Raw genomic sequence first — 19,075 nt, forward strand, 5'->3', positions numbered from 1 at the left:
GACCGGAGTCAGACGAGTTCGTCGTCTTCGGGGTCGTGCTTGAAGATCGTCCGGCCGCGCAGCACCGTGCGCAGGCAGCGCGGCATCGGCGCCTGCGGCGAGAGGTCCGGCAGCGGCGGTACGCCCGAACGCGGATCGGTCGACCAGCGCTGCACCCGCGAATCGGAACCGGCCGCCACCAGCTCACCGGCGTCCCACACGGCGTAGGTGGCGGGAGCGCCCGGCACCAGGGTGCCGGTCACGCCGTCGTCGACACCGGCGGCCCGCCACCCACCGCGGGTGTGCGCCGTGAAAGCAGCGCGCGGCGAGATGCCGAAGCCGTCGGTGCGGTGGTTGACCGCGGCCTGCACCGAACGCCACGGGTCGACCGGGGTCACCGGCGCGTCCGACCCCAGGGCGAGCAGCACACCGTTCGCGGCGAGCTGGGAGAACGGGTTCAGCCGCGCACCGCGCGGAAGGCCCAGGCGACGGGCGTACATGTCTTCGGTGCCGCCCCAGGAGGCGTCGAAACCGGGCTGCACGGAGGCGACCACGCCGAAGGACCCGAGCTCGGCGGCCTGCTCCGGGTCGATCATCTCCAGGTGCTCCAGGCGGTGCCGCACGCTCGCCAGCGCGGGAGTGCCCACGACCTCGGCCGCTTTGCGGAACCCCGCGCACACCTCGGCGACCCCGGCGTCCCCGATCACGTGGAAGCCGGCCTGCAGGCCGGCGCAGGTGCAGGCCACGAGGTGCTCGGCGACCGCTTCGGCATCGAGGTAGAGCACCCCGGCCGTGCCCGGGTCGTCGGTGTAGGGCTCGCGCAGCGCGGCGGTGCGCGACCCGACCGCACCGTCGACGAACAGGTCACCGGCCAAGCCCCGGGCTCCGAGCTCCCGGGCGCGGTCGACCGCACCCAGCTCGCCCCAGTAGCCGACGACCTCGGGGACACCGCCCTGATCGGACAGCGCCAGCAGCTCGACCAGGTCGTCGGCGCCGGAGATGTCCGGTCCGGCGCACTCGTGGACGCAGGCCACGCCGCGGGAGGCGGCCTGCTGCAGGAACGCCAGCTGCGCTTCCTTGCGCTGCCCCGACCCCAGGGCGTCGCGGGCGGCGCGGCGCACGTGGTGGTGGGCGACGCGGGTCAGCGGACCGTCCTCGCTCCAGCCCTCGGCGCTGCGCGCCAGCGGGGCCAGGTTCACCAGCGCGGTGGAGACCAGCGCGGAGTGCACGTCGATCCGCGAGAGGTACACCGGAGCGCCGCCGGAGGCGGTGTCGATCTCCTCGCGCGTCGGGGGCCTGCGCTCGGGCCACCAGGTCTCGTCCCAGCCGTGGCCCCACACCAGGGCACCCGGGTACTCGGCCACGTGGTCGCGCAGCGCGTGCAGGAACTCCGTGAGCGAAGCGCACCCGGTCAGGTCCAGCCCGCGCAGCAGCAGTCCGGTGGAGGTGGCGTGCACGTGGGAGTCGACGAAGGCTGGCGTGATGAACGCCCCGTCGAGGTCGACGACCTCGGCATCGGGGTGCAGCGCACGGCCGACCTCGTCGGCGCCGAGCCACGAGACGAGTCCGTCGGTGACGGCCATCGCGGTGGCGGCGGCGTCGGCGGGCGAGTGGATGCGGCCGCCGAGCAACAACGTGGTCTCGGGCATGTCCTTCGTGCTTTCCGCTGTTCCGGGGTTCAACTGCGCAGTTCGCTCTCGGCAGGGCGGCTTGAGGCGCCTGGTCCCGTGCTCGAACTCAGCCCCCGATCCGCCCCGGCAACGATCGTTCTGGCGAGCTTACCCGCACTGAACGCCCGGCCTTGAACCTGTCGCGCCTATCGCGGACGCCGGTGCCCTCGCGCCGCGGCTCGCGACGCGGTTCGTGCTCGTCAGCGCTGCGGCGGCTCGTCGATGCGTTCCGCGCGCGCCGACTGCGGCGGCAGGATGATCGGTGTCGAACTAGCGGACGGCGGGTCGTCGGTCTCGTCGACCACCTCACCGTCGATGAAGTCACCCGAGCGGCCGCCTCCGCGCCCGAACCGCTGCTGGTGCAGCCACACCTGGTCCTGCACCTTCTTCGCCCGCTCCTCGGCCGCGCGCATCATGCGCTTGCGCACCAGCGCCCGGGTGGGCGGCAGGAGCAGCAGGAGCCCGGCGACGTCGCTGAGGAACCCGGGCAGCACGATCAGGAGGCCACCGGCGGCGATGAGCATGCCGTCGGAGATCTCCCGCTCCGGAGGCCTGCGCAACCGGGCGGCCTCGCGGAACTCGCCGAGCGTGCGGCGCCCTTCTCGGCGCAGCAGCCAACTGCCCAGGACAGCGGCCAGCACGAGCAGGCCGATGGTGGGCAGCAGCCCGATCGCCTGACCCAGCGCGACCAGCACGGCGAGTTCGGCGACCCCGGCGATGAGGAGCAGCACGAGGATCGGCACCCAGGACCTCCAGTCGTGGAACGTTCCACCCCCTCCAACGAACGGGGGGCTCGGAATTCTCCCAAACCGAACAACCCGGTTGCCGAGGAACCTCACACCAGCCTCGGCGAGGAGCGGCACGCCGGGCCGACACGGCGGGGGAGCTTCCACTACCTGGAACGCCGCCCGGCCCGACCACTTCGTAGACTCCGTGATGATGCGGGCGCACAAGTCGAAATCGCTCATCCTCCTGCTCGTGGGCAGCCTGCTGGCGCTCGCGGTGTTGATCAGCGATCAGTACCTGCCGGGTCTGCCGATGCAGCCCAAGCAACTGCCGGCCGCCGTGGTGACGGTCGGCGACTCGACGCTGTCCGGCGAGGGCGGCGGCAACTACGTGGCGGGCACCAACGGCGAAGGCGACAACTGGTGCCACCGCTCCCCCGCCGCGCCGGTGCACCAGCTGCGGCTGCCGCCTGACGTGACCCGCGTCAACCTGGCCTGCTCGGGTGCCCGCACCGAGGCGCTGCGCACCGACCAGGAGCAGGTCGGGGCGGAGAAGTCGCAGACGGCGCAGCTGGCCGAGCTGGCCCAGCGCTACCGGATCACCGACGTCGTGGTGCAGATCGGCGCCAACGACGACCCCGGCTTCCTCGACGTGGTCAACCAGTGCGTGGAGGCCTGGGCTCGCCGCTCCCCGATCGGCTGCTCGGCGCAGCTGGAGGGCCAGTGGCAGCAGCGCGTCGAGCAGATGGAGCCCAAGGCGCTGGCCGCGGTGCGCGACATCCAGGCCGCGATGGACGGCGCCGGGTACACGCCCGGCAGCTACCAGCTGATCGTGCAGTCCTACGCCTCGCCCGTCGGCCCGGACGTGCGCCCGGAGCTGCAGGGCCTGTCCGGCTGCCCGTTCCTGCCCAGCGACCTCCGGTGGATCCGCGATGTCGGGGTGCCGCAGCTCTCCGACGGCCTGCGGGACGTGGCCCGCGAATCGGGCGCGCGGTTCCTCGACCTGTCCCGCGCGGGCACCGGCCACGAGGCGTGCACGGGTGACCCGAAGACGGCCGAAGGCGAGTGGTTCACGCGGCTCACCGTGGACTGGGAAGCGCTCAAGGACGAGAAGCGCGCACCGCACGCGATGCAGGAGTCCTTCCACGCCAACGCCACCGGCCACGCCCAGTTCGCCCGCTGCCTCGGCGAGTTCCTGGACATCCCGGAACCCGGCGCCGCCTGCTTGCCGGACGACCGGGGCAACCTCACCGCCGTCCCCCTGGCCGACGCCCACCGCTGAACAACCACTCCCCCAGCCGCCCCCGCGCCACGAGGCAGTGCGCGAAGACCTCTAGAGGAAGCGGCGAAACCACCGTTCCAGGCGAGGCACCCCACCCGCACCGCCACAGAGTCGCGACGACCCAAGACGGCAGCCCCTCCAAGGCGAGCGCTCAACCGGCCCCACCGCACGATCCAGCCAGCCCGCGGCGGCAGCCGCCCTTCCAGGTGAGGGACTCAGCCCGCACCGCCGCAGGTGCGAGGCCGCCCGCGGCGGCAGCCGCGTCTTCAGGTGGGGCGATCAACCGGCACCGCCGCAGGTTCTGAGCGGCTTCGTGGCGAGTACGCCGCGACGCCGCGTACGGCATGCTCAAGGAGCGGCGCACGGAGACCACGAAGCCGCTCAGGTTCTGCCACCCGCACCGCCATGCACAGCAAACCCCGAACAAGAAGATCAGATCGCGGGAGGGCGGTTCTCGAAGGGGGTGGAGAGCACCACGGTCGTCCGGGTGGACACCTTGGCCGCTTCGCGGATCTGCCGGAGCAGCTCCTCCAGGCCCAGTGGCGAGGCCACCCGCACCTGGAGGATGTAGGACTCGTCGCCCGCCACCGAGTAGCAGGACTCGATCTCGGGGAGGTGCTGCAACCGCTGCGGGTAGTCGTCCGGGGCGGCCGGGTCTATCGGCGTCAGCGAGATGAACGCGGTCAGCGGAAGGCCGATCTGGTCACCGTCCACTTTGGCCGTGTAGCCCTGCAGCGCACCGCGCTGCTCCAGCCGCCGGACGCGCTGGTGCACGGCGGACACGCTGAGCCCGACGCGCTCGGCGAGTTCGGTGAAGCTGCACCTGCCGTCGCGCGCGAGTTCGCGCAGGATCGCCCGGTCGGTGGCCTCCAGGGGCCCCGGGCTGGTCGCCCGTTCGCTCACGCCGGCAGCACCACCAGCTCGTGCGGCTGGTTGTTGACGCTCTCCACACCGCTCTCGGTGACGATCACGATGTCTTCGATGCGAGCCCCCCAGTGGCCCTGCTGGTAGATGCCGGGCTCGACGCTGAAGGCCATGCCCGCTTCGAGGACCAGCTCGTTGCCGCCGACGATGTAGGGCTCCTCGTGCACGTCGAGACCGATCCCGTGGCCGGTGCGGTGCACGAAGTTCTCTCCGAACCCGGCGGCGGCGATGGGCTCGCGGGCGGCGGCGTCGACGGACTCCGCGGTCACCCCCGGGCGAACGGCGTCGACCGCGGCGCGCTGCGCGGCCTGCAGCACGGCGTAGGTCTCGCGCACGTCCGGCTGGGCGGGTTCGCCGACGGCGTAGGTGCGGGTGCAGTCGGAGTTGTAACCGCTGGCGATCGGACCGCCGATGTCGATCACGACGACGTCACCGCGTTCGACAACCCGGTCGGACAGCGAGTGGTGCGGGCTGGCGCCGTGGGGCCCGGACCCGACGATGATGAACGCGGCCTCGGTGTGGCCCTCGGCGAGGATGGCCGCTTCGATGTCGGCACCCACCTCGGCTTCGGTGCGACCGGGCTTGAGGAACTCCGCCATCCGCGCGTGCACGCGGTCGATCGCCGCACCGGCGTCGCGCAGCGCCTGCAGCTCGGTGGCGTCCTTGCGCATCCGCAGCTCGCGCAGCACCGGCGAAGCCAGCACCTGCTCGGTGCGCGGCAGCTTGCCGCGCAGCGGCAAGGTGTGCAGCGCGGGCATCGCGTCGGCGAGCGCGACCCGGGAGGGCGCGCCTAGCAGCTCGGCCACCACCCCGTGCGGGTCCTGCCCGTCGACCCAGGTCACGACCTCGATGCCGAGTTCGGCGAGCGGCACGTCGGCGTACCCGGGCGCCTCCAGCTTGGGCACCACCAGCGCGGGCGTGCCGTCGGCCGGCAGCACCAGGCAGGTCAGCCGCTCGTGCGACTCACCACCGGCGCCCAGCAGGTAGCGGAGGTCGGATCCAGGCGTGATCAGCAGCGCGTCCAGGTCGGACGCGGCAGCGGTTTCCGCGGCACGGGTGAGGCGCGCGGCGAGCACGGTGGGGTCCTGCTTCAACGGGACAGTGGCCATGGTCCAAGCCTAATCCCGGAGGGTTCCTCCGCCGCTCGCGCGGTCCGGGCGCGGCGGGCCGCACTCGACGACCCCGATCCACCGGCACGGTGCGGTCACCACCCTCGCCAGGGAACGCAGCGCACGCCGTCTTCGGGAGTCCGCCGAACTGCCCTCGAACCCGGAGCTCTTCTCGGACTCGGAACCCGCTGAACCGACCGGACCGCCGCAGACCCGCGTGGACCGAGCAGCCGCGGCCCGAGCGCGACCGACCCGATCCCCTGGGTCAGGTCGGTCGCCGCCCTCGCCCCGGAACACGGGTGCACGCCCGTCTTCGGGACCTACCGTGGCAGCGAGCTGCGATCCTCGGACCTGCTGGACCGGGATCGTCGTTGCCCGCCTCGACCCAGCGGCCGCTCGGTCGGTCGCCACTGTGGCGGGAACCGGGCTGCACGCCCGCCTTCGGGACATCCACTGCGGACCAGGACCCGGAACTGAGATCGCGGGCGGTCCGGCCGTGGACGGCCCCGGCAGGTCGAGCGCGTGCTGCGGGCTCCACGTGACAAGCTGGATCCGTGACCGGACCTCTCATGCTCGTGGACTCCGCCGGGTTGTGGTTTCGCTCGTTCTACGCGTTGCCCGATTCGCTGACCGCTCCCGACGGCACGCCGGTGAACTCGGTGCGCGGCTTCTGCGACATGCTCGCGAAGCTGATCACCGACCGTCGGCCGTCGCGGTTGGTGGCGTGCTTGGACAACGACTGGCGCCCGCAGTTCCGGGTGGACGCGCTGCCGTCGTACAAGACGCACCGGGTGGCCGTCGAGGACCCGGAGGCCGAGGACGTGCCGGACACGCTGTCCCCGCAGATCCCGGTGATCCTGGAGGTGCTCGACGCCGCGGGGATCACCACCGCCGAGGCCGAGGGATACGAAGCCGACGACGTGATCGGGGCGCTGGCCGACCGCGAGCGCACCGACCCGGTGGAGGTCGTCACCGGCGACCGCGACCTCTTCCAGCTGGTGCGCGCCGAACCGCAGGTGCGGGTCATCTACATCGGCGCCGGCCTGGCCAAGGCGCAGGACTACGGCCCGGAGGAGCTGGCGGCGAAGTACGCGCTGAGCCCGCAGCGCGCGGGGGCCGACTACGCGGAGATGGCCGTGCTGCGCGGGGACCCGTCGGACGGGCTGCCGGGCGTGGCCGGCATCGGTGAGAAGACCGCGGCGAAGCTGATCACCCAGTTCGGCTCGCTGGAGGCGCTGCTGGCGGCGGCCGCCTCCGGTGACGCACGCCTGACCTCGCGGATCCGCGCCAAGCTCTCCGAGTCCGCCGAGTACCTCGCGGCGGCGCCCGCGGTCGTCAACGTCGTCCGCGACGCCCCGGTGGTCGCCGACCGCGACACCGACGTCCTGCCGGCGGCACCCGACCTGGACCGGCTGCACGACCTCCAGTCCCGCTGGGGCCTGGGCGCCAGCATCGACCGCCTCATCGCCGCCCTCGCCCCTCAGGCCTGACCGGCTGCGCTCCTCCCGCGCGCCCCGGAACAGGCACCGTCAGAAGTTCGTGCCGCACCAGGGTGGGCGGGCGGTGGCGAACAGGTGGTCCGCCGAGGTCAGGGCGTTCGCGGTGTGGGCTTCGACGAGCCCCGCCGCGGCCAGGGCCGAAGCGGGCTGGTCGCCGAGGTAGAGCGCCGCGAGGGCGGCGGCGCTCATCGTCAGCTGCGCGCTGTCGTCGCAGGTCGTGACCCCGGCTGAGCTGATCCGGTAGCGCCCGGAGTTGGCCGGGAGGACGTCGTCGACGACCTCCACGACCACGGGGTCGCCGGGGCCGTAGGTGCGCGCGCGCAGGGCTACCGGGACGTCGACGAGGCGGACCCACAGGTCGTCCTCGACGCTCGTGGTCCGGCAGGTGCGGCGGTCGGCCAGCAACCACTCCAGCGGCTCGTCCACCGGGCGGTCGAAGGCGGCCAGCGTCGTGATCAGGTCGAGGTCGACCAGGAAGCGCCACAGCTCCCCCGCGGCGAGGTCGTTGGCGGCCACCAGGTCCCGCACGTCCACCGTGGAGCTGTGGCCTCGCGGCTGGTAGACGACGAACCCGTCGTCGGCGCCCTCGTCGTCGGAGTGCACGGCGATCGTGCGGCTCTCACCCATCGCGACGTCCCGCCCGGGCCACCACCCGTCGGGGCGATGCACCCGGCCGGCTCGTCCCGTCCGGCACCGCCGGTAGATCGCGGGCAGCAGGTCGCGAGCCCGCTCCTGGGTGACCAGGCGGACCCGCCCGCTGCGCGGTACCGAGCTGCGCATGTGGGCGCGCTGCAGCTCCACGCTGCGCGTCCTGGTGGCCACCCCGTAGCCGAAGCGCTCGTAGATCCCGGCCTCGCTGGCGTGCAGCACCGCCACCGCCTCGCCGCGCCGGGCGGCGTCGTCGAGCTGGTACCGCATCATCCCGGTGAGCAGGCCGCGCCGGGTCGAATCCGCCCGCACCGCAACGCCCGTCACCGCAGCCGCGGGCAGCTCGGCACCGCCCGGAACGGTCAGCGCGCTGGTCATCGACAAGGCCGTGCCGACCACCTCGTCGTCGACGAAGGCGCCGAGCACCCGGCCCGCTTCCACGCGCTGCGCGGTGGCAGCCCACGTGTCCTCATCGGCCGGCGGGAGGAAGATCGCCCGCCGGAACAGCTCGTCGGCCTGTCGGTGCTCCGCCGGGGACAGCACGCGCACGTCGGATTCGCCCACGGGCAGATCCTCACCGAAACCGGGTCGCCGGTCCACTGGTCACTTCGGGTGGCCGACCTCGTAGACGCCGTCCTCGTTCTTCACCGTCACGGTGACGACCTTCGTCGCGCCGTTGATGCTCACCTGGCAGTCGAACCGGTGCCGGACCTCGACGGGCTGCCCGTCCGGGCAGGTCACCGCGCCGACCCCGGCGATGTTGTAGGAGCCCTTGAGGGTCTGGGTGACGCCCTTCGCCACGCTGGCAGCGTCGAACACCGAGCGGGTGAAGAAACCGGGCGCCACGAAGCCGAGCACCAGCACCACGGCGATCACCAGCAGCGCTCCCGCACCGCCGAGCACCCACGGCAGCTTCGAGCGCTTGCGCTCATGCGGGACCGGCGGGAAGGCGAACCCGCCCGGCGACGGGTAGTACGGCTGGGGCTGCCCCCAGCCGTAGGGGTGCTGGCCGAAGGGAGGCTGACCGTAGGGCTGGCCGTACTGGGGCTGCTGGATCGGCTGCTGCTGCACCGGCTGCGCCGCGACCGGGTGCTGGCCCGGACCCTGCGGAGACCCCGGCGGCATCCCAGGGCCCTGGGGCTGCTGCCCCCACTGGGGGTGACCCCCGGGCGGCCCGTAGGGCGACGACATCTACACCTCCGGATGAATTCAGCTGGCGCAGCCGACGATCAGTGATCCAACCACAACCTGGTCACACCCCACCGGCGGCCACCACACCACGGCGGATCGCGGTGACGGCCTTCGCCGCGGCCGAACCGACCTGGTCCTTGGTGCCCATGACCTCGCGGACCTGGTCGAGCAGGTCGATCACCTGGCGGCACCAGCGCACGAAGTCCCCGGCCGAGAGCTCGTGGCCACTGGCCTCGGAGGTGGTGAGGACCTTCTCCAGCGACTCGCCGCGCGCCCACCGGTAGACCGGCCAGGCGAACCCGGCGTCGGGCTCACGGGTGCGGTCGAGCTTGTGCCGCCGCTCGTCGTCCTCCAGCTCCGCCCACAACTGCCAGGTGGAGGTCAGCGCGTCGGTGATCGGCCCGGACGGGACCTGCGGCGCAGGTCCTTCCCGGCGCGACTCGAAGACCAGGGAGGACACCACCGCGGCCAGCTCAGCCGGTCCGAGGCCCTTCCAGGTGCCGACCCGCAGGCACTCCGCGGCCAGCAGGTCCGACTCGCTGTAGAGCCGGGACAGCCGCCGCCCGTGCTCCGTGACCTGCCCGGCCTGCGTCTCGGGCTCGTCGTCCCCGGGCTTGCCGTCGGGGGCGGGCAGGTAGTCGCGCTCGGTCAGCAGCGCCACGATCCGGTCGAACGAGCGGGCCAGCGAGTGGGTGGTGCTGTTGACCTTGCGACGCAGGTTCTCGGTCTCGCTGCGCAGCCGCTCGTAGCGCTCCGCCCAGCGCGCGTGCGCTTCGCGCTCGTCGCAGCCGTGGCACGGGTGGGCCTTGAGCGCCCGCCGCAGGCTCGCCAGCTCGGCGTCGTCGGCGGCGCCCGAGCGCTTGCGCCCGCGCCCGCCGTTCGAGCCCAGGCCCGTGTTGCGCAGCGAGGACGCGAGGTCCCGGCGCGACTTCGGGGACCGGGTGTCGACGTGCTTGGGCAGCTTGAGCTTGCCGAGCGCCTCCACCGGCGAGGTGAAGTCGGCGACCGACAGGCGACCGGACCAGCGGTCCTCGGTCACCACCAGCGGCCGCGGCTCGCCCATCGGCTCCAGGCCGGGATCGATCACCACCGCCAGCCCGGACCGCCGACCTGCGGGCACCGAGATCACGTCGCCTTTGCGCAGCTTCTCCAGCGACTTGGCCGCCTCCGCGCGGCGCGACTGGCGGTTCTGCCTGGCCAGCGCCTTCTCCCGCTCGGAGATGCGGCGCCGCAGGTCGAAGTACTCGGCGAAGTCGCCCAGGTGGCACTCCATCGCCTCGGTGTAGCCCGTCAGCGCCTCGGCGTTGCGCTCGACGCGGCGCGAGAGCCCCACGACCGACCGGTCGGCCTGGAACTGCGCGAAGGACTGCTCCAGCAGGTCCCGCGCGGCGTCCTTGCCGACGCGCTGCACGAGGTTGACGGCCATGTTGTAGCCCGGCCGGAACGAGGAGCGCAGCGGGTAGGTGCGGGTGGAGGCCAGACCGGCGACCTGCTTGGGGTCCACTCCCGGCTGCCAGAGCACGACCGCGTGGCCCTCGATGTCGATGCCGCGCCGCCCGGCACGGCCGGTGAGCTGCGTGTACTCACCGGGGCTGAGGTCGACGTGCGACTCGCCGTTGAACTTCACCAGCCGTTCCAGCACGACCGTGCGCGCCGGCATGTTGATGCCCAGCGCCAGCGTCTCGGTGGCGAACACGGCCTTGACCAGGCCGCGCACGAACAGCTCCTCGACGGTCTCCTTGAACGCCGGCAGCAGTCCGGCGTGGTGCGCGGCCACGCCCCGCTCCAGCGCCTCGCGCCACTCCCAGAAGCCCAGCACCCCGAGGTCGGAGTCGGGCAGGTTGGCGGTGCGCTCGTCGATGACCTCGCGGATCTCCTCGACCTCCGACTCCGAGGTCAACCGGAGCCCGGCCCGCACGCACTGCGCCACCGCCTGGTCGCAGCCGTTGCGGCTGAAGATGAACACGATCGCCGGCAGCAACCCGGCGGCGTCGAGGCTGGTGAGCATCTCCAGCCGGGACGGCGGGGAGAACCGGGGCGGGCGGGGGCCCTTGCGCTTCTGCGGTGGTCCGCCGCGGCCCCGCCCTCCGTAGGGCAGGTGGGTGCGGGCGAGCTCCTGGGTGTGCCGCAGCAGCTTCGGGTTCATCTTCAGCTCGTGGTCGTCGGTCTCACCGCCGAAGAGGTCGAACATCCGGGGACCGACCTGCATGTGCTGCCACAGCGGCACGGGCCGGTGCTCGTCGACGACGACCGTGGTGTCGCCGCGCACCTCCTGCAGCCACTCGCCGAACTCCTCGGCGTTGCTGACCGTCGCCGACAGGCTCGCGACCTGCACGTAGTCCGGCAGGTGCAGGATCACCTCTTCCCACACCGCGCCGCGGAAGCGGTCGGCCAGGTAGTGGACCTCGTCCATCACCACGTAGCCGAGCTGGTCGAGCCCGCGCGAACCGGCGTAGAGCATGTTGCGCAGCACCTCGGTGGTCATCACGACCACCTGGGCGTCGCCGTTGATCGAGGTGTCGCCGGTCAGCAGGCCGACCGCGTCGTTGCCGTAGCGCTCGCACAGGTCCGCGAACTTCTGGTTCGACAGCGCCTTGATCGGCGTGGTGTAGAAGCACCGGCGGCCCTCCGACAGCGCCAAGTGCACGGCGAACTCGCCCACCACGGTCTTGCCGGCACCGGTCGGCGCGCACACCAGCACGCCTCGACCGGCTTCCAAGGCCTGGCACCCGGTGCGCTGGAACGGGTCGAGTTCGAAGGAGAGCTCCGCGCTGAAGTCCGCCAGTTTCGGATGTGCGCTGCGGCGGGTGTGCGCCGCGTACGCGTCGGCCGGCGGGAGCTGGGTCGGGTTGGAACGGCTGGCAGCCACACCCCAAGGTTTTCACACCACACCGACCGATGTCTCACAGCTCTTCGGCGCCCGGGCCTCCCCGAGTGGCGCACACCACGCTCAACGCGCCTGGAGCGCAGCGGATCGTGAGCGGTAACCGGGCCTGCGGTTCGCCATCGGCGTAAGCCAGCCAGCCGTGGGCACCGCCGAGCCGGACGTTCTTGGCGCGGAGCGTGCTCACCGCCGGGTGGTCCACGTGCCGTCCGGTGCGCAGGCTGGGCAGGATCCGCACCAGCTCCCGGCGCGGCACCCGGCCCACCACCGTCACGTCGAACTGGCCGTCGTCGTCCACCGCGTCCGGGCAGATCGGGATGCCGCCGCCGTAGTAGGAGGTGTTGGCGACGGCGACCAGCGTGGCCTCGGTGTCGAGCACGCCGTGCTCGGTCTCCACCCGGACCGACCCGGTGCGCAGCCCCAGCAGCTCCCGGACCAGCGCGATGTCGTAGCGGCGCTGCCCGCGCGGCCAGCGCATCCGGTTGGCGCGGGCGTTGACCTTCGCGTCGAAGCCGGCGCACAGCACGGTCGCGAACCAGCCAGTGCCGGCGATCTTGCCGAGGTCGACGTGCCGCCTCGCGCCGGCGGCGATGGCCCGGGCAGCCGCGCGTGCCGCGGCGACCGGTTCCCGCGGGATGTCCAGGCTCCGGGCCAGGTCGTTGCCGGTACCCGCGGGGATGATCGCCAAGGCGGTGGCGGACTCGGCGCAGGCCTGCACGGCCAGGTGCGCGATGCCGTCGCCGCCGACCACCGCCAGCACGTCGGCCCGGTCCTCCACCGCGCGGTGCACCGCCGCCTCGGTGCCGGCCGGATCGGTGGCGACCACCGTCCGCACCTCGCAGACAGCGCGAAGGTGGTCGGTGACATCACCGACCACCTTCGCGGGAAGACCTCCACCAGCCGCGGGGTTGATCACCAGGACGCAACGCATGAGCACGCATCTAAGCCCACGCGAGCCCCGCTTGGCCAGAGCCGGCCGTCAGGTGGCGTCGTCGTGCTTCGGCGGCGCCGACGGCGTCGTGTCCAGCTCCGATGCGAGCGGGTCGACCTGGGAAGCCTCGTCGAGGCCAACCCCGCTCAACCCCTGGGCGGCCAGCTTCTTCTCCTTGCGCCGGTCGTGCGAGCGGCAGATCAGCACCGCGATCCCGAACAGCACCGACAGCGCCGCCGACAGCGCCAGCATCGAGAACGGGTCCTGGCCGGGCGTGGCGATCGCGGCGAAGACGAACAGCGCGAACACCAGGCCCCGCCACCACCGGCGGAGCTTCTCGTAGGTGACGACGCCCGCGCGGTTGAGCATCACCAGGATCAGCGGCAGCTCGAAGCTCACCCCGAAGATCACCAGCAGCAGCAACATGAAGTTGATGTACTTGCCACCGGTGAGCGCCGTGAAGAACGCCTCGCCGCCGAAGCCGGCCATGAAGCTCAGCGCCTCGGGGACGACGTAGTAGGCCAGCACCGCGCCCGCGACGAACAGGATCGTCGCGAAGAACACGAAGGAGCGGGCGTACTTGCGCTCGTGGGCGTAGAGGCCGGGCGTGATGAACGCCCACAGCTGGTACAGCCACACCGGGCTGAACAGGATCGCACCGACCGACAGGCCGACCTTCATGCGCAGCATGAAGATCTCGAACGGCTCGGTCTGCAGCAGTTGGCACGTGCCGTTCGGGCTCAGGCGCTGCTCGGTCGGCAGCGCGCAGTAGGGCCCGAGCAGCACGTCGGAGAGCGTCGGCCACCCGAACGGTGCGCTGGAGAACCAGATGAACCCGAGGACGGCCCCGATGATCACGAACGTCATGGCCACCCCGAGCCGGTACCGCAGCTCGAAGAGGTGGTCGATGATCGTCATGGTGCCGTCGGGGTTGTGCCTGCGTCCCCACCGACGGCGATCACTCCGGAACGGGTTCAGGCGACGCAGTGGACTGGCACCCACTTCGTTAGCCCCGTCCTGTGTCAGTTCTTCTGTTCGTTCTGCTGCTTGTCCTCGACCGGTGCGGCCGCCGGGGGCGTGCTCGGCTCACCCGCCGACAGCTCCGGCTTCTGCTCCCTCTCGGACTGAGCCTTCTTGGCAGCTTCCTCGTCGGCCTTCATGCCGCGCGCCTCGGCCTTGAACACCCGAGCGGACTGTCCCAGAGAACGGGCCATCTGCGGGAGCTTGGTGGCGCCGAACAGCAGCACCAGCACCAAGACGATGAGGACCAGCTCCCAGCCACCTGGCAAACCCATCCGTACACAACCTTTCGTGATGTCCCTGCTAGGCGCTCATGGTACGCGGGGCAGGGGTCGGCAAGTAGAGCCGTTTCTCCTTCTGATCAACCACGGCGGCGCTGCGAGATCGCCACCTTGAGGCCGGCGGCCCGCGCCTTGACCATTCCGCTGCGGTCGGCGAGGTCGTGGGCTGCGCTCCGCTGCGCCCGCTTGAAGCGGCGTACCTCCAACACGGTCCTGACCAGCAGGAACACCAGCAGGACGAGGCCTACGGCCAGCAGCACGAGAGTCCACACGAACGGCACGTCGTTCACCGTATCGGGCTCAGGTTGACGGAAGGTGACGGGTCCGCCTCAACGCGGCCTGGGCTCGTTGACGCACGTCATTCCCCAGTTCCGGAGGGCTCAGCGCAGTCACCTGGCCGCCGAGGCCGAGCAGCAGCCGCACCATCCAGGAGTGGTCGGCGTAGCGCATCCGCACCCGCGCGCGGCCGCCGGGCAGCTCGGTGACCTCGTCGACCTGGTAGTACTCGGCGACCCAGCGCGCGTCGGGCTCCAGCTCCAGCTCGGCCACCTGCTGGTCGGGCGCGGGCTGGAACAGACCTGCGGAAACGTCCGTCGGCTCGGCCTCCGGGGGCGGCTGCGCCGGCTCGTCGAGCTGCTGCGCCTCGTCGATGCGGTCCAGCCGGAACATCCGCACGCCGTGCGCGCTGCGGCACCAGGCCTCGAGGTAGCTCCGGCCGTCGAGCAGCAGCAACCGCATGGGATCGACCGTCCGCTCGCTGATCTCGTCGCGCGAGGCCGTGTAGTAACGGATCCGCAACGCTTTGCCGCCAGTCGCAGCGGACTGCACCGTCCGGCGGACGCCGGGGTCCACCGAATCCTCGGCGCCAAGGCCGATCACCACCCCGGACGGGCGGGCCTGCCCGACGGCGTTCTCCACCTTGGCCAGCGTGCGCTCCACCGCGTCGGAGTCCGGCACGCCCGGGGTCTCGGCCAGCGCCCGCAGCGCGACCAGCAGGGAGGTGGCCTCGGAGGCGGTGAGCCGCAGCGGGCGGCGCATGCCGGCGTCGTAGGTGACGGTGATCGAGTCGCTGTCGAAGGACAGGTCGATCAGGTCGCCGGGCCCGTAGCCGGGCAGTCCGCACATCCACAGCAGCTCCAGGTCCTTGCGCAGCTGCTGCGGGGTGACGCCGAAGTCGGCGGCGGCGTCGGTGATCGGGATGCCGGGGCGGCTGAGGAGGTAGGGCACCAGGGCCAGCAGCCGGGGCAGGCGTCGCGTCGCGCTGGTCATCGCTGCCCCTCCCCCGCGGCGTCCAGGTGGATCTCGTTGACGGCCTTGCGCAGCGTGTCGGGCTGCAGCACGGCGACGTCCGGCCCGTACCCGGCCAGCCAGCTCGCGGCCGACTCCGGGTACTTCACGTCCAGCTCCAGCACCTCGCCGGGATCACCGTCGATCTCGCGGCGCTCGACGACCGTGCCGATGCGCCGCACCCCGCTCGCGCGCCCCTCGGCGACCCACACCCGGGCCGGGGTCGGCGGCGGCGGTTCGCGGTGCTCACCCGCGACCATCTGCAGCAGGTCGACCTCGGGCGGGCGCTGCACCACGCCGGTCTGACCGACCGCGTGCACCTGGCCCTGGATGCGCGACAGCCGGAAGCATCGCGGCGCCTGCCGGTCGCGGTCGTGGCCGACGACGTACCAGCGGCCGCGCCAGGACACCACGCCCCAGGGTTCGACGGTGCGGTGCCGCACCTCCGCGCTGCTGGGCCGCCGGTAGTCGAACTCCACGACCTGCCCGGCCTGCACGGCGGCGTGCAGCACGCCGAAAGCGGGTTCGGTGGTGCGCACCTTGGGTTCCACGGCCGCCGACGCGCGCTCGTCCACGTCGACGCCGGCCGCGCGCAGCTTCAGCAGCGCGCCACGGGCGGCGGAGGTGAACTCCGGCGAGTCCCACAGCCGCACGGCGAGCGCGACGGCGGCGGCTTCGTCGGGCTCCAGGTCGATGTCGCCGAGCTCGTAGTCGCGGCGGGCGATGCGGTACCCCTCCGCGCTGTCGAAGGCCGAGTTGCGGCCGGTCTCCAGCGGGATCCCCAGGTCCCGCAGCTCGGCCTTGTCGCGTTCGAAGGTCCGGAAGAACGCCTCGTCCGAGGGCGCGTCGGCGTAGCCCGCAACGATGTGCCGGATCCGCTCTGCGGTGAGGTACTGCCGGGTCGACAGCAAGCAGAGCACCAAGTTCACCAAGCGTTCAGCACGCGCAGTGGCCACCCCGAAACTCTAGCCCCGACGTGTTCGATCATGCGTTCGGGTACCGGCGTGTCGCCACCAGCACACCCATTCGAAGGACCACCCCGGCGAGCAGCGCAGCACCGTCCCAGGTCGGGAGCCCCAGCACCGCGGCCCCCACCCGGCCGGGTGGGGGCGGACATGTCGCGCGACATGTCCGCCCCCGTCCGACCGGGTGATGCGGACGCCGTGTCGGCGTGCCACGGCAGCGGGGCGCGGAGTCCGCTGAGGCGCTCACCCGCACCGCTGAGCTGAGCGCTGCGCGACCGTGCGGGCCGCGTCCGGGACCCTAGGCTGAGGTCATGTCCGTCCTGATGATCACCGGTGCCTCGCGCGGGATCGGTGCGGCCACCGCGCGCCTCGCCGCCGCCGAGGGCTACCGGCTGGCCCTCGTCGCCCGCGACACCGAAGCCCTCTCCGGTCTGGTCGAGGAGCTCGGCGAGGGCACGGCCCTCGCGCTGCCCTGCGACATCACCGACTACACGAGCCTGACGGAGGCCGTGACCAGCACCGAGCGGCGCTACGGTTCGCTGGACGCCGTGCTGGCCAACGCGGGGATGAGCGTGCCCACCTCGTTCCTCGGCACCGACGGCGCCGAGCCCGACCAGTGGCGGGACATGGTCCTCACCAACGTCTACGGCATGGCCATCACAGCGCGTGCCGCCCTGCCCGCCCTGGTCCGCAGCCGCGGCCACCTGGCGATGACCGGCTCGAACGCCGGCCGCGGCATCCGCCCCGGCAACCTCTACTCGGCCACCAAGTGGGCGGTGACCGGCATGGCGCAGAACATCCGCGCGGAGTGCGTGGGCACCGGGGTGCGGGTCACGCTGGTGCAGCCCGGCATGGTCGAGACCGACATGACCGCCGACCGCCCCGACGTCCCCAAGCTCCGCGCTGAGGACATCGCCCGCGGCATCCTCTACGCCTTCGCCCAGCCGAGCACGGTCGACGTCAACGAGATCACCATCCGCCCGACCGGCCAGGCACCGCACAGCTGACCGCGTGCGTGTCCACCCAACGAGACGCAGTCCGGGCGCGGCGGACCCGCTGTTCCAGCTCCGGGGCTCGGTCGCACCGCCGAACCCCACCTGAACGAGGGAGGAGCGGACATGTCGCGCGCACTGTTCTCCCCTCACTCGACCGGGTTACGTCGAAGCTCGTGCCCGAGGAGCGATCCGCGGAGCCGCTCCCGTGCGCCGCGCGACGTGACCGCGGGACAGCACCTACAGCGAGCTGATCAAGCGCTCGACCCGCTCGTCCACCGCGCGGAACGGGTCCTTGCACAGGACCGTCCGCTGAGCCTGGTCGTTGAGCTTGAGGTGCACCCAGTCGACCGTGAAGTCCCTGCCTGCGGCCTGGGCAGCGGCGATGAAGTCACCGCGCAGCTTCGCCCGAGTGCTCTGCGGCGGGGTGTCCTTGGCGGCCTCGATCTCCCCGTCCTCGGTGGCCCGGTCGACCAGGTCCTTGCGTTGGAGCATGTCGAACAGCCCGCGGCCGCGCCGGATGTCGTGGTAAGCGAGGTCGAGCTGCGCGATGCGCGGGCTGGACAGCTCCAGGCCGTGCTTGCTGCGGTAGCGCTCCAGCAGGCGGAGCTTGATCGCCCAGTCGACCTCCCGGTCGATCAGCGAGTAGTCCTCGGTCTCGACGGCGTCGAGCGCACGGCCCCACAGGTCGAGGATCCGCTCGGACATCGGGTCCGAACCGCGCCGGGCGACGTGGTCGACGGCCCGGCTGTAGTACTCGCGCTGGATGTCCAGCGCCGAGGCCTCCCGGCCGCCGGCCAGCCGCACGGTGCGGCGCCCGGTGAGGTCGTGGCTGATCTCGCGGATCGCGCGGATCGGGTTGTCCAGGCTGAAGTCCCGGAACTGGACGCCCTGCTCCACCATCTCCAGCACCAGGTGCGCCGTCCCCACCTTGAGCAGGGTGGTCACCTCGGACATGTTGGAATCGCCGACGATGACGTGCAGCCGCCGGTAGCGCTCGGCGTCGGCGTGCGGTTCGTCGCGGGTGTTGATGATCGGCCGCGAGCGGGTGGTGGCGCTGGAGACGCCTTCCCAGATGTGCTCGGCGCGCTGCGACAGGCAGTACACGGCACCGCGCGGCGTCTGCAGGACCTTGCCCGCCCCGCAGATCAGCTGCCGCGTGACCAGGAACGGCAGCAGCACGTCGGCGATGCGGGAGAACTCCCCGGACCGGCCGACCAGGTAGTTCTCGTGGCAGCCGTAGGAGTTGCCCGCGGAGTCGGTGTTGTTCTTGAACAGGAAGATGTCGCCACCGATGCCCTCGTCGGCGAGCCGGCGCTCGGCATCGATGAGCAGGTCCTCCAGGATCCGCTCGCCGGCCTTGTCGTGCGTGACCAGCTGCGTGAGGTCGTCGCACTCGGCCGTGGCGTACTCCGGGTGGGAGCCCACGTCGAGGTAGAGGCGGGCACCGTTGCGCAGGAAGACGTTCGACGACCTTCCCCACGACACGACCCGCCGGAACAGGTACCTGGCCACCTCGTCCGGGGACAGTCTGCGCTGCCCGTGGAACGTGCAGGTGACCCCGAACTCGGTTTCGATGCCGAAGATCCGCCGCTGCATGTCTCCACACTAGGCGCAAAACCGCCCTCGCGGCGGTCCGCCGTTCGGGCAACTGTCGAATCGACTTCGCAGATTTCCAGTAGCAGGCG

17 protein-coding genes are annotated in these 19,075 nt (G+C 72.0%); 3 read left to right on the forward strand and 14 right to left on the reverse strand.

The window, feature by feature from the left end; genetic code table 11:
- Positions 1-8: 8 nt before the first annotated feature.
- Positions 9-1,628 (reverse strand): amidohydrolase, encoded by a 1,620-nt coding sequence (locus EIL87_RS07240; protein ID WP_125089404.1) that lies wholly within the window; start codon positions 1,626-1,628, stop codon positions 9-11.
- Between the two features lie 221 nt (positions 1,629-1,849).
- Positions 1,850-2,392: an FxsA family protein gene (locus EIL87_RS07245; RefSeq protein ID WP_125089405.1), complete on the reverse strand. Its 543-nt coding sequence runs from the start codon at positions 2,390-2,392 to the stop codon at positions 1,850-1,852.
- Positions 2,393-2,588: 196 nt separating this feature from the next.
- Between EIL87_RS07245 and EIL87_RS07250 the strand changes: the two genes are divergently transcribed.
- Positions 2,589-3,656 (forward strand): GDSL-type esterase/lipase family protein, encoded by a 1,068-nt coding sequence (locus EIL87_RS07250; RefSeq protein ID WP_125089406.1) that lies wholly within the window; start codon positions 2,589-2,591, stop codon positions 3,654-3,656.
- 432 nt (positions 3,657-4,088) lie between these two features.
- Here the strand turns inward: EIL87_RS07250 and EIL87_RS07255 are convergent, their stop codons facing one another.
- The gene (locus EIL87_RS07255) at positions 4,089-4,559 is read right to left on the reverse strand and encodes an Lrp/AsnC family transcriptional regulator (protein ID WP_407690519.1); all 471 of its coding nucleotides are present in this window, start codon (positions 4,557-4,559) and stop codon (positions 4,089-4,091) included.
- Positions 4,556-5,689, reverse strand: coding sequence for a M24 family metallopeptidase (locus EIL87_RS07260; RefSeq protein WP_125089407.1), 1,134 nt, complete (start codon positions 5,687-5,689; stop codon positions 4,556-4,558). The genes EIL87_RS07255 and EIL87_RS07260 overlap by 4 nt, the downstream gene beginning before the upstream one ends.
- Before the next feature lie 569 nt (positions 5,690-6,258).
- Between EIL87_RS07260 and EIL87_RS07265 the strand changes: the two genes are divergently transcribed.
- Complete coding sequence (locus tag EIL87_RS07265; RefSeq protein ID WP_125089753.1) at positions 6,259-7,179, forward strand: 5'-3' exonuclease; 921 nt, start codon at positions 6,259-6,261, stop codon at positions 7,177-7,179.
- A 39-nt stretch (positions 7,180-7,218) separates the two neighbouring features.
- On the opposite strand, the gene EIL87_RS07270 is transcribed toward EIL87_RS07265, so the two are convergent.
- The 9 genes from EIL87_RS07270 to EIL87_RS07310 all read right to left on the reverse strand — a co-directional run bounded on the left by EIL87_RS07270 (position 7,219) and on the right by EIL87_RS07310 (position 16,386).
- Positions 7,219-8,400: a GNAT family N-acetyltransferase gene (locus EIL87_RS07270; protein ID WP_125089408.1), complete on the reverse strand. Its 1,182-nt coding sequence runs from the start codon at positions 8,398-8,400 to the stop codon at positions 7,219-7,221.
- A 39-nt stretch (positions 8,401-8,439) separates the two neighbouring features.
- Positions 8,440-9,027 (reverse strand): DUF4333 domain-containing protein, encoded by a 588-nt coding sequence (locus tag EIL87_RS27685; protein WP_125089409.1) that lies wholly within the window; start codon positions 9,025-9,027, stop codon positions 8,440-8,442.
- Between the two features lie 61 nt (positions 9,028-9,088).
- Positions 9,089-11,896 carry a DEAD/DEAH box helicase gene (locus tag EIL87_RS07280; protein WP_125089410.1) on the reverse strand — a complete coding sequence of 936 codons (2,808 nt, stop codon included), beginning with the start codon at positions 11,894-11,896 and terminating at the stop codon, positions 9,089-9,091.
- A gap of 34 nt (positions 11,897-11,930) precedes the next feature.
- Positions 11,931-12,842, reverse strand: coding sequence for a diacylglycerol/lipid kinase family protein (locus tag EIL87_RS07285; protein ID WP_125089411.1), 912 nt, complete (start codon positions 12,840-12,842; stop codon positions 11,931-11,933).
- Between the two features lie 48 nt (positions 12,843-12,890).
- The gene (gene tatC, locus EIL87_RS07290; RefSeq protein ID WP_125089412.1) at positions 12,891-13,760 is read right to left on the reverse strand and encodes a twin-arginine translocase subunit TatC; all 870 of its coding nucleotides are present in this window, start codon (positions 13,758-13,760) and stop codon (positions 12,891-12,893) included.
- 104 nt (positions 13,761-13,864) lie between these two features.
- The gene (gene tatA / locus EIL87_RS07295) at positions 13,865-14,137 is read right to left on the reverse strand and encodes a Sec-independent protein translocase subunit TatA (protein ID WP_125089413.1); all 273 of its coding nucleotides are present in this window, start codon (positions 14,135-14,137) and stop codon (positions 13,865-13,867) included.
- A gap of 86 nt (positions 14,138-14,223) precedes the next feature.
- Positions 14,224-14,424 carry a bacteriophage holin gene (locus EIL87_RS07300; protein ID WP_125089414.1) on the reverse strand — a complete coding sequence of 67 codons (201 nt, stop codon included), beginning with the start codon at positions 14,422-14,424 and terminating at the stop codon, positions 14,224-14,226.
- 19 nt (positions 14,425-14,443) lie between these two features.
- Entirely contained in the window at positions 14,444-15,412 is a 969-nt protein-coding gene (locus EIL87_RS07305; RefSeq protein ID WP_125089415.1) for a helix-turn-helix transcriptional regulator, read from the reverse strand.
- Positions 15,409-16,386, reverse strand: coding sequence for a helix-turn-helix transcriptional regulator (locus EIL87_RS07310; protein ID WP_125089416.1), 978 nt, complete (start codon positions 16,384-16,386; stop codon positions 15,409-15,411). The genes EIL87_RS07305 and EIL87_RS07310 overlap by 4 nt, the downstream gene beginning before the upstream one ends.
- 320 nt (positions 16,387-16,706) lie before the next feature.
- Between EIL87_RS07310 and EIL87_RS07315 the strand changes: the two genes are divergently transcribed.
- The gene (locus EIL87_RS07315; protein WP_125089417.1) at positions 16,707-17,402 is read left to right on the forward strand and encodes an SDR family oxidoreductase; all 696 of its coding nucleotides are present in this window, start codon (positions 16,707-16,709) and stop codon (positions 17,400-17,402) included.
- A gap of 225 nt (positions 17,403-17,627) precedes the next feature.
- Here EIL87_RS07315 and pafA read toward each other — a convergent pair whose 3' ends face one another.
- The gene (gene pafA / locus EIL87_RS07320; RefSeq protein WP_125089418.1) at positions 17,628-18,986 is read right to left on the reverse strand and encodes a Pup--protein ligase; all 1,359 of its coding nucleotides are present in this window, start codon (positions 18,984-18,986) and stop codon (positions 17,628-17,630) included.
- Positions 18,987-19,075: the final 89 nt, after the last annotated feature.

This window comes from Saccharopolyspora rhizosphaerae, assembly GCF_003931915.1.
GTDB classification, from domain to species: Bacteria; Actinomycetota; Actinomycetes; order Mycobacteriales; family Pseudonocardiaceae; genus Saccharopolyspora; species Saccharopolyspora rhizosphaerae.

What these genes read in the sequence shown, in the direction of transcription:
- tatC (WP_125089412.1), bottom strand. Translation starts at nt 13,760, where the DNA reads ATGACGATCATCGACCACCTCTTCGAGCTGCGGTACCGGCTCGGGGTG.
- EIL87_RS07265 (WP_125089753.1), top strand. Translation starts at nt 6,259, where the DNA reads ATGCTCGTGGACTCCGCCGGGTTGTGGTTTCGCTCGTTCTACGCGTTG.
- EIL87_RS27685 (WP_125089409.1), bottom strand. Translation starts at nt 9,027, where the DNA reads ATGTCGTCGCCCTACGGGCCGCCCGGGGGTCACCCCCAGTGGGGGCAG.
- EIL87_RS07305 (WP_125089415.1), bottom strand. Translation starts at nt 15,412, where the DNA reads ATGACCAGCGCGACGCGACGCCTGCCCCGGCTGCTGGCCCTGGTGCCC.
- pafA (WP_125089418.1), bottom strand. Translation starts at nt 18,986, where the DNA reads ATGCAGCGGCGGATCTTCGGCATCGAAACCGAGTTCGGGGTCACCTGC.
- EIL87_RS07260 (WP_125089407.1), bottom strand. Translation starts at nt 5,689, where the DNA reads ATGGCCACTGTCCCGTTGAAGCAGGACCCCACCGTGCTCGCCGCGCGC.
- EIL87_RS07285 (WP_125089411.1), bottom strand. Translation starts at nt 12,842, where the DNA reads ATGCGTTGCGTCCTGGTGATCAACCCCGCGGCTGGTGGAGGTCTTCCC.
- EIL87_RS07250 (WP_125089406.1), top strand. Translation starts at nt 2,589, where the DNA reads ATGCGGGCGCACAAGTCGAAATCGCTCATCCTCCTGCTCGTGGGCAGC.
- EIL87_RS07240 (WP_125089404.1), bottom strand. Translation starts at nt 1,628, where the DNA reads ATGCCCGAGACCACGTTGTTGCTCGGCGGCCGCATCCACTCGCCCGCC.
- EIL87_RS07315 (WP_125089417.1), top strand. Translation starts at nt 16,707, where the DNA reads ATGTCCGTCCTGATGATCACCGGTGCCTCGCGCGGGATCGGTGCGGCC.
- tatA (WP_125089413.1), bottom strand. Translation starts at nt 14,137, where the DNA reads ATGGGTTTGCCAGGTGGCTGGGAGCTGGTCCTCATCGTCTTGGTGCTG.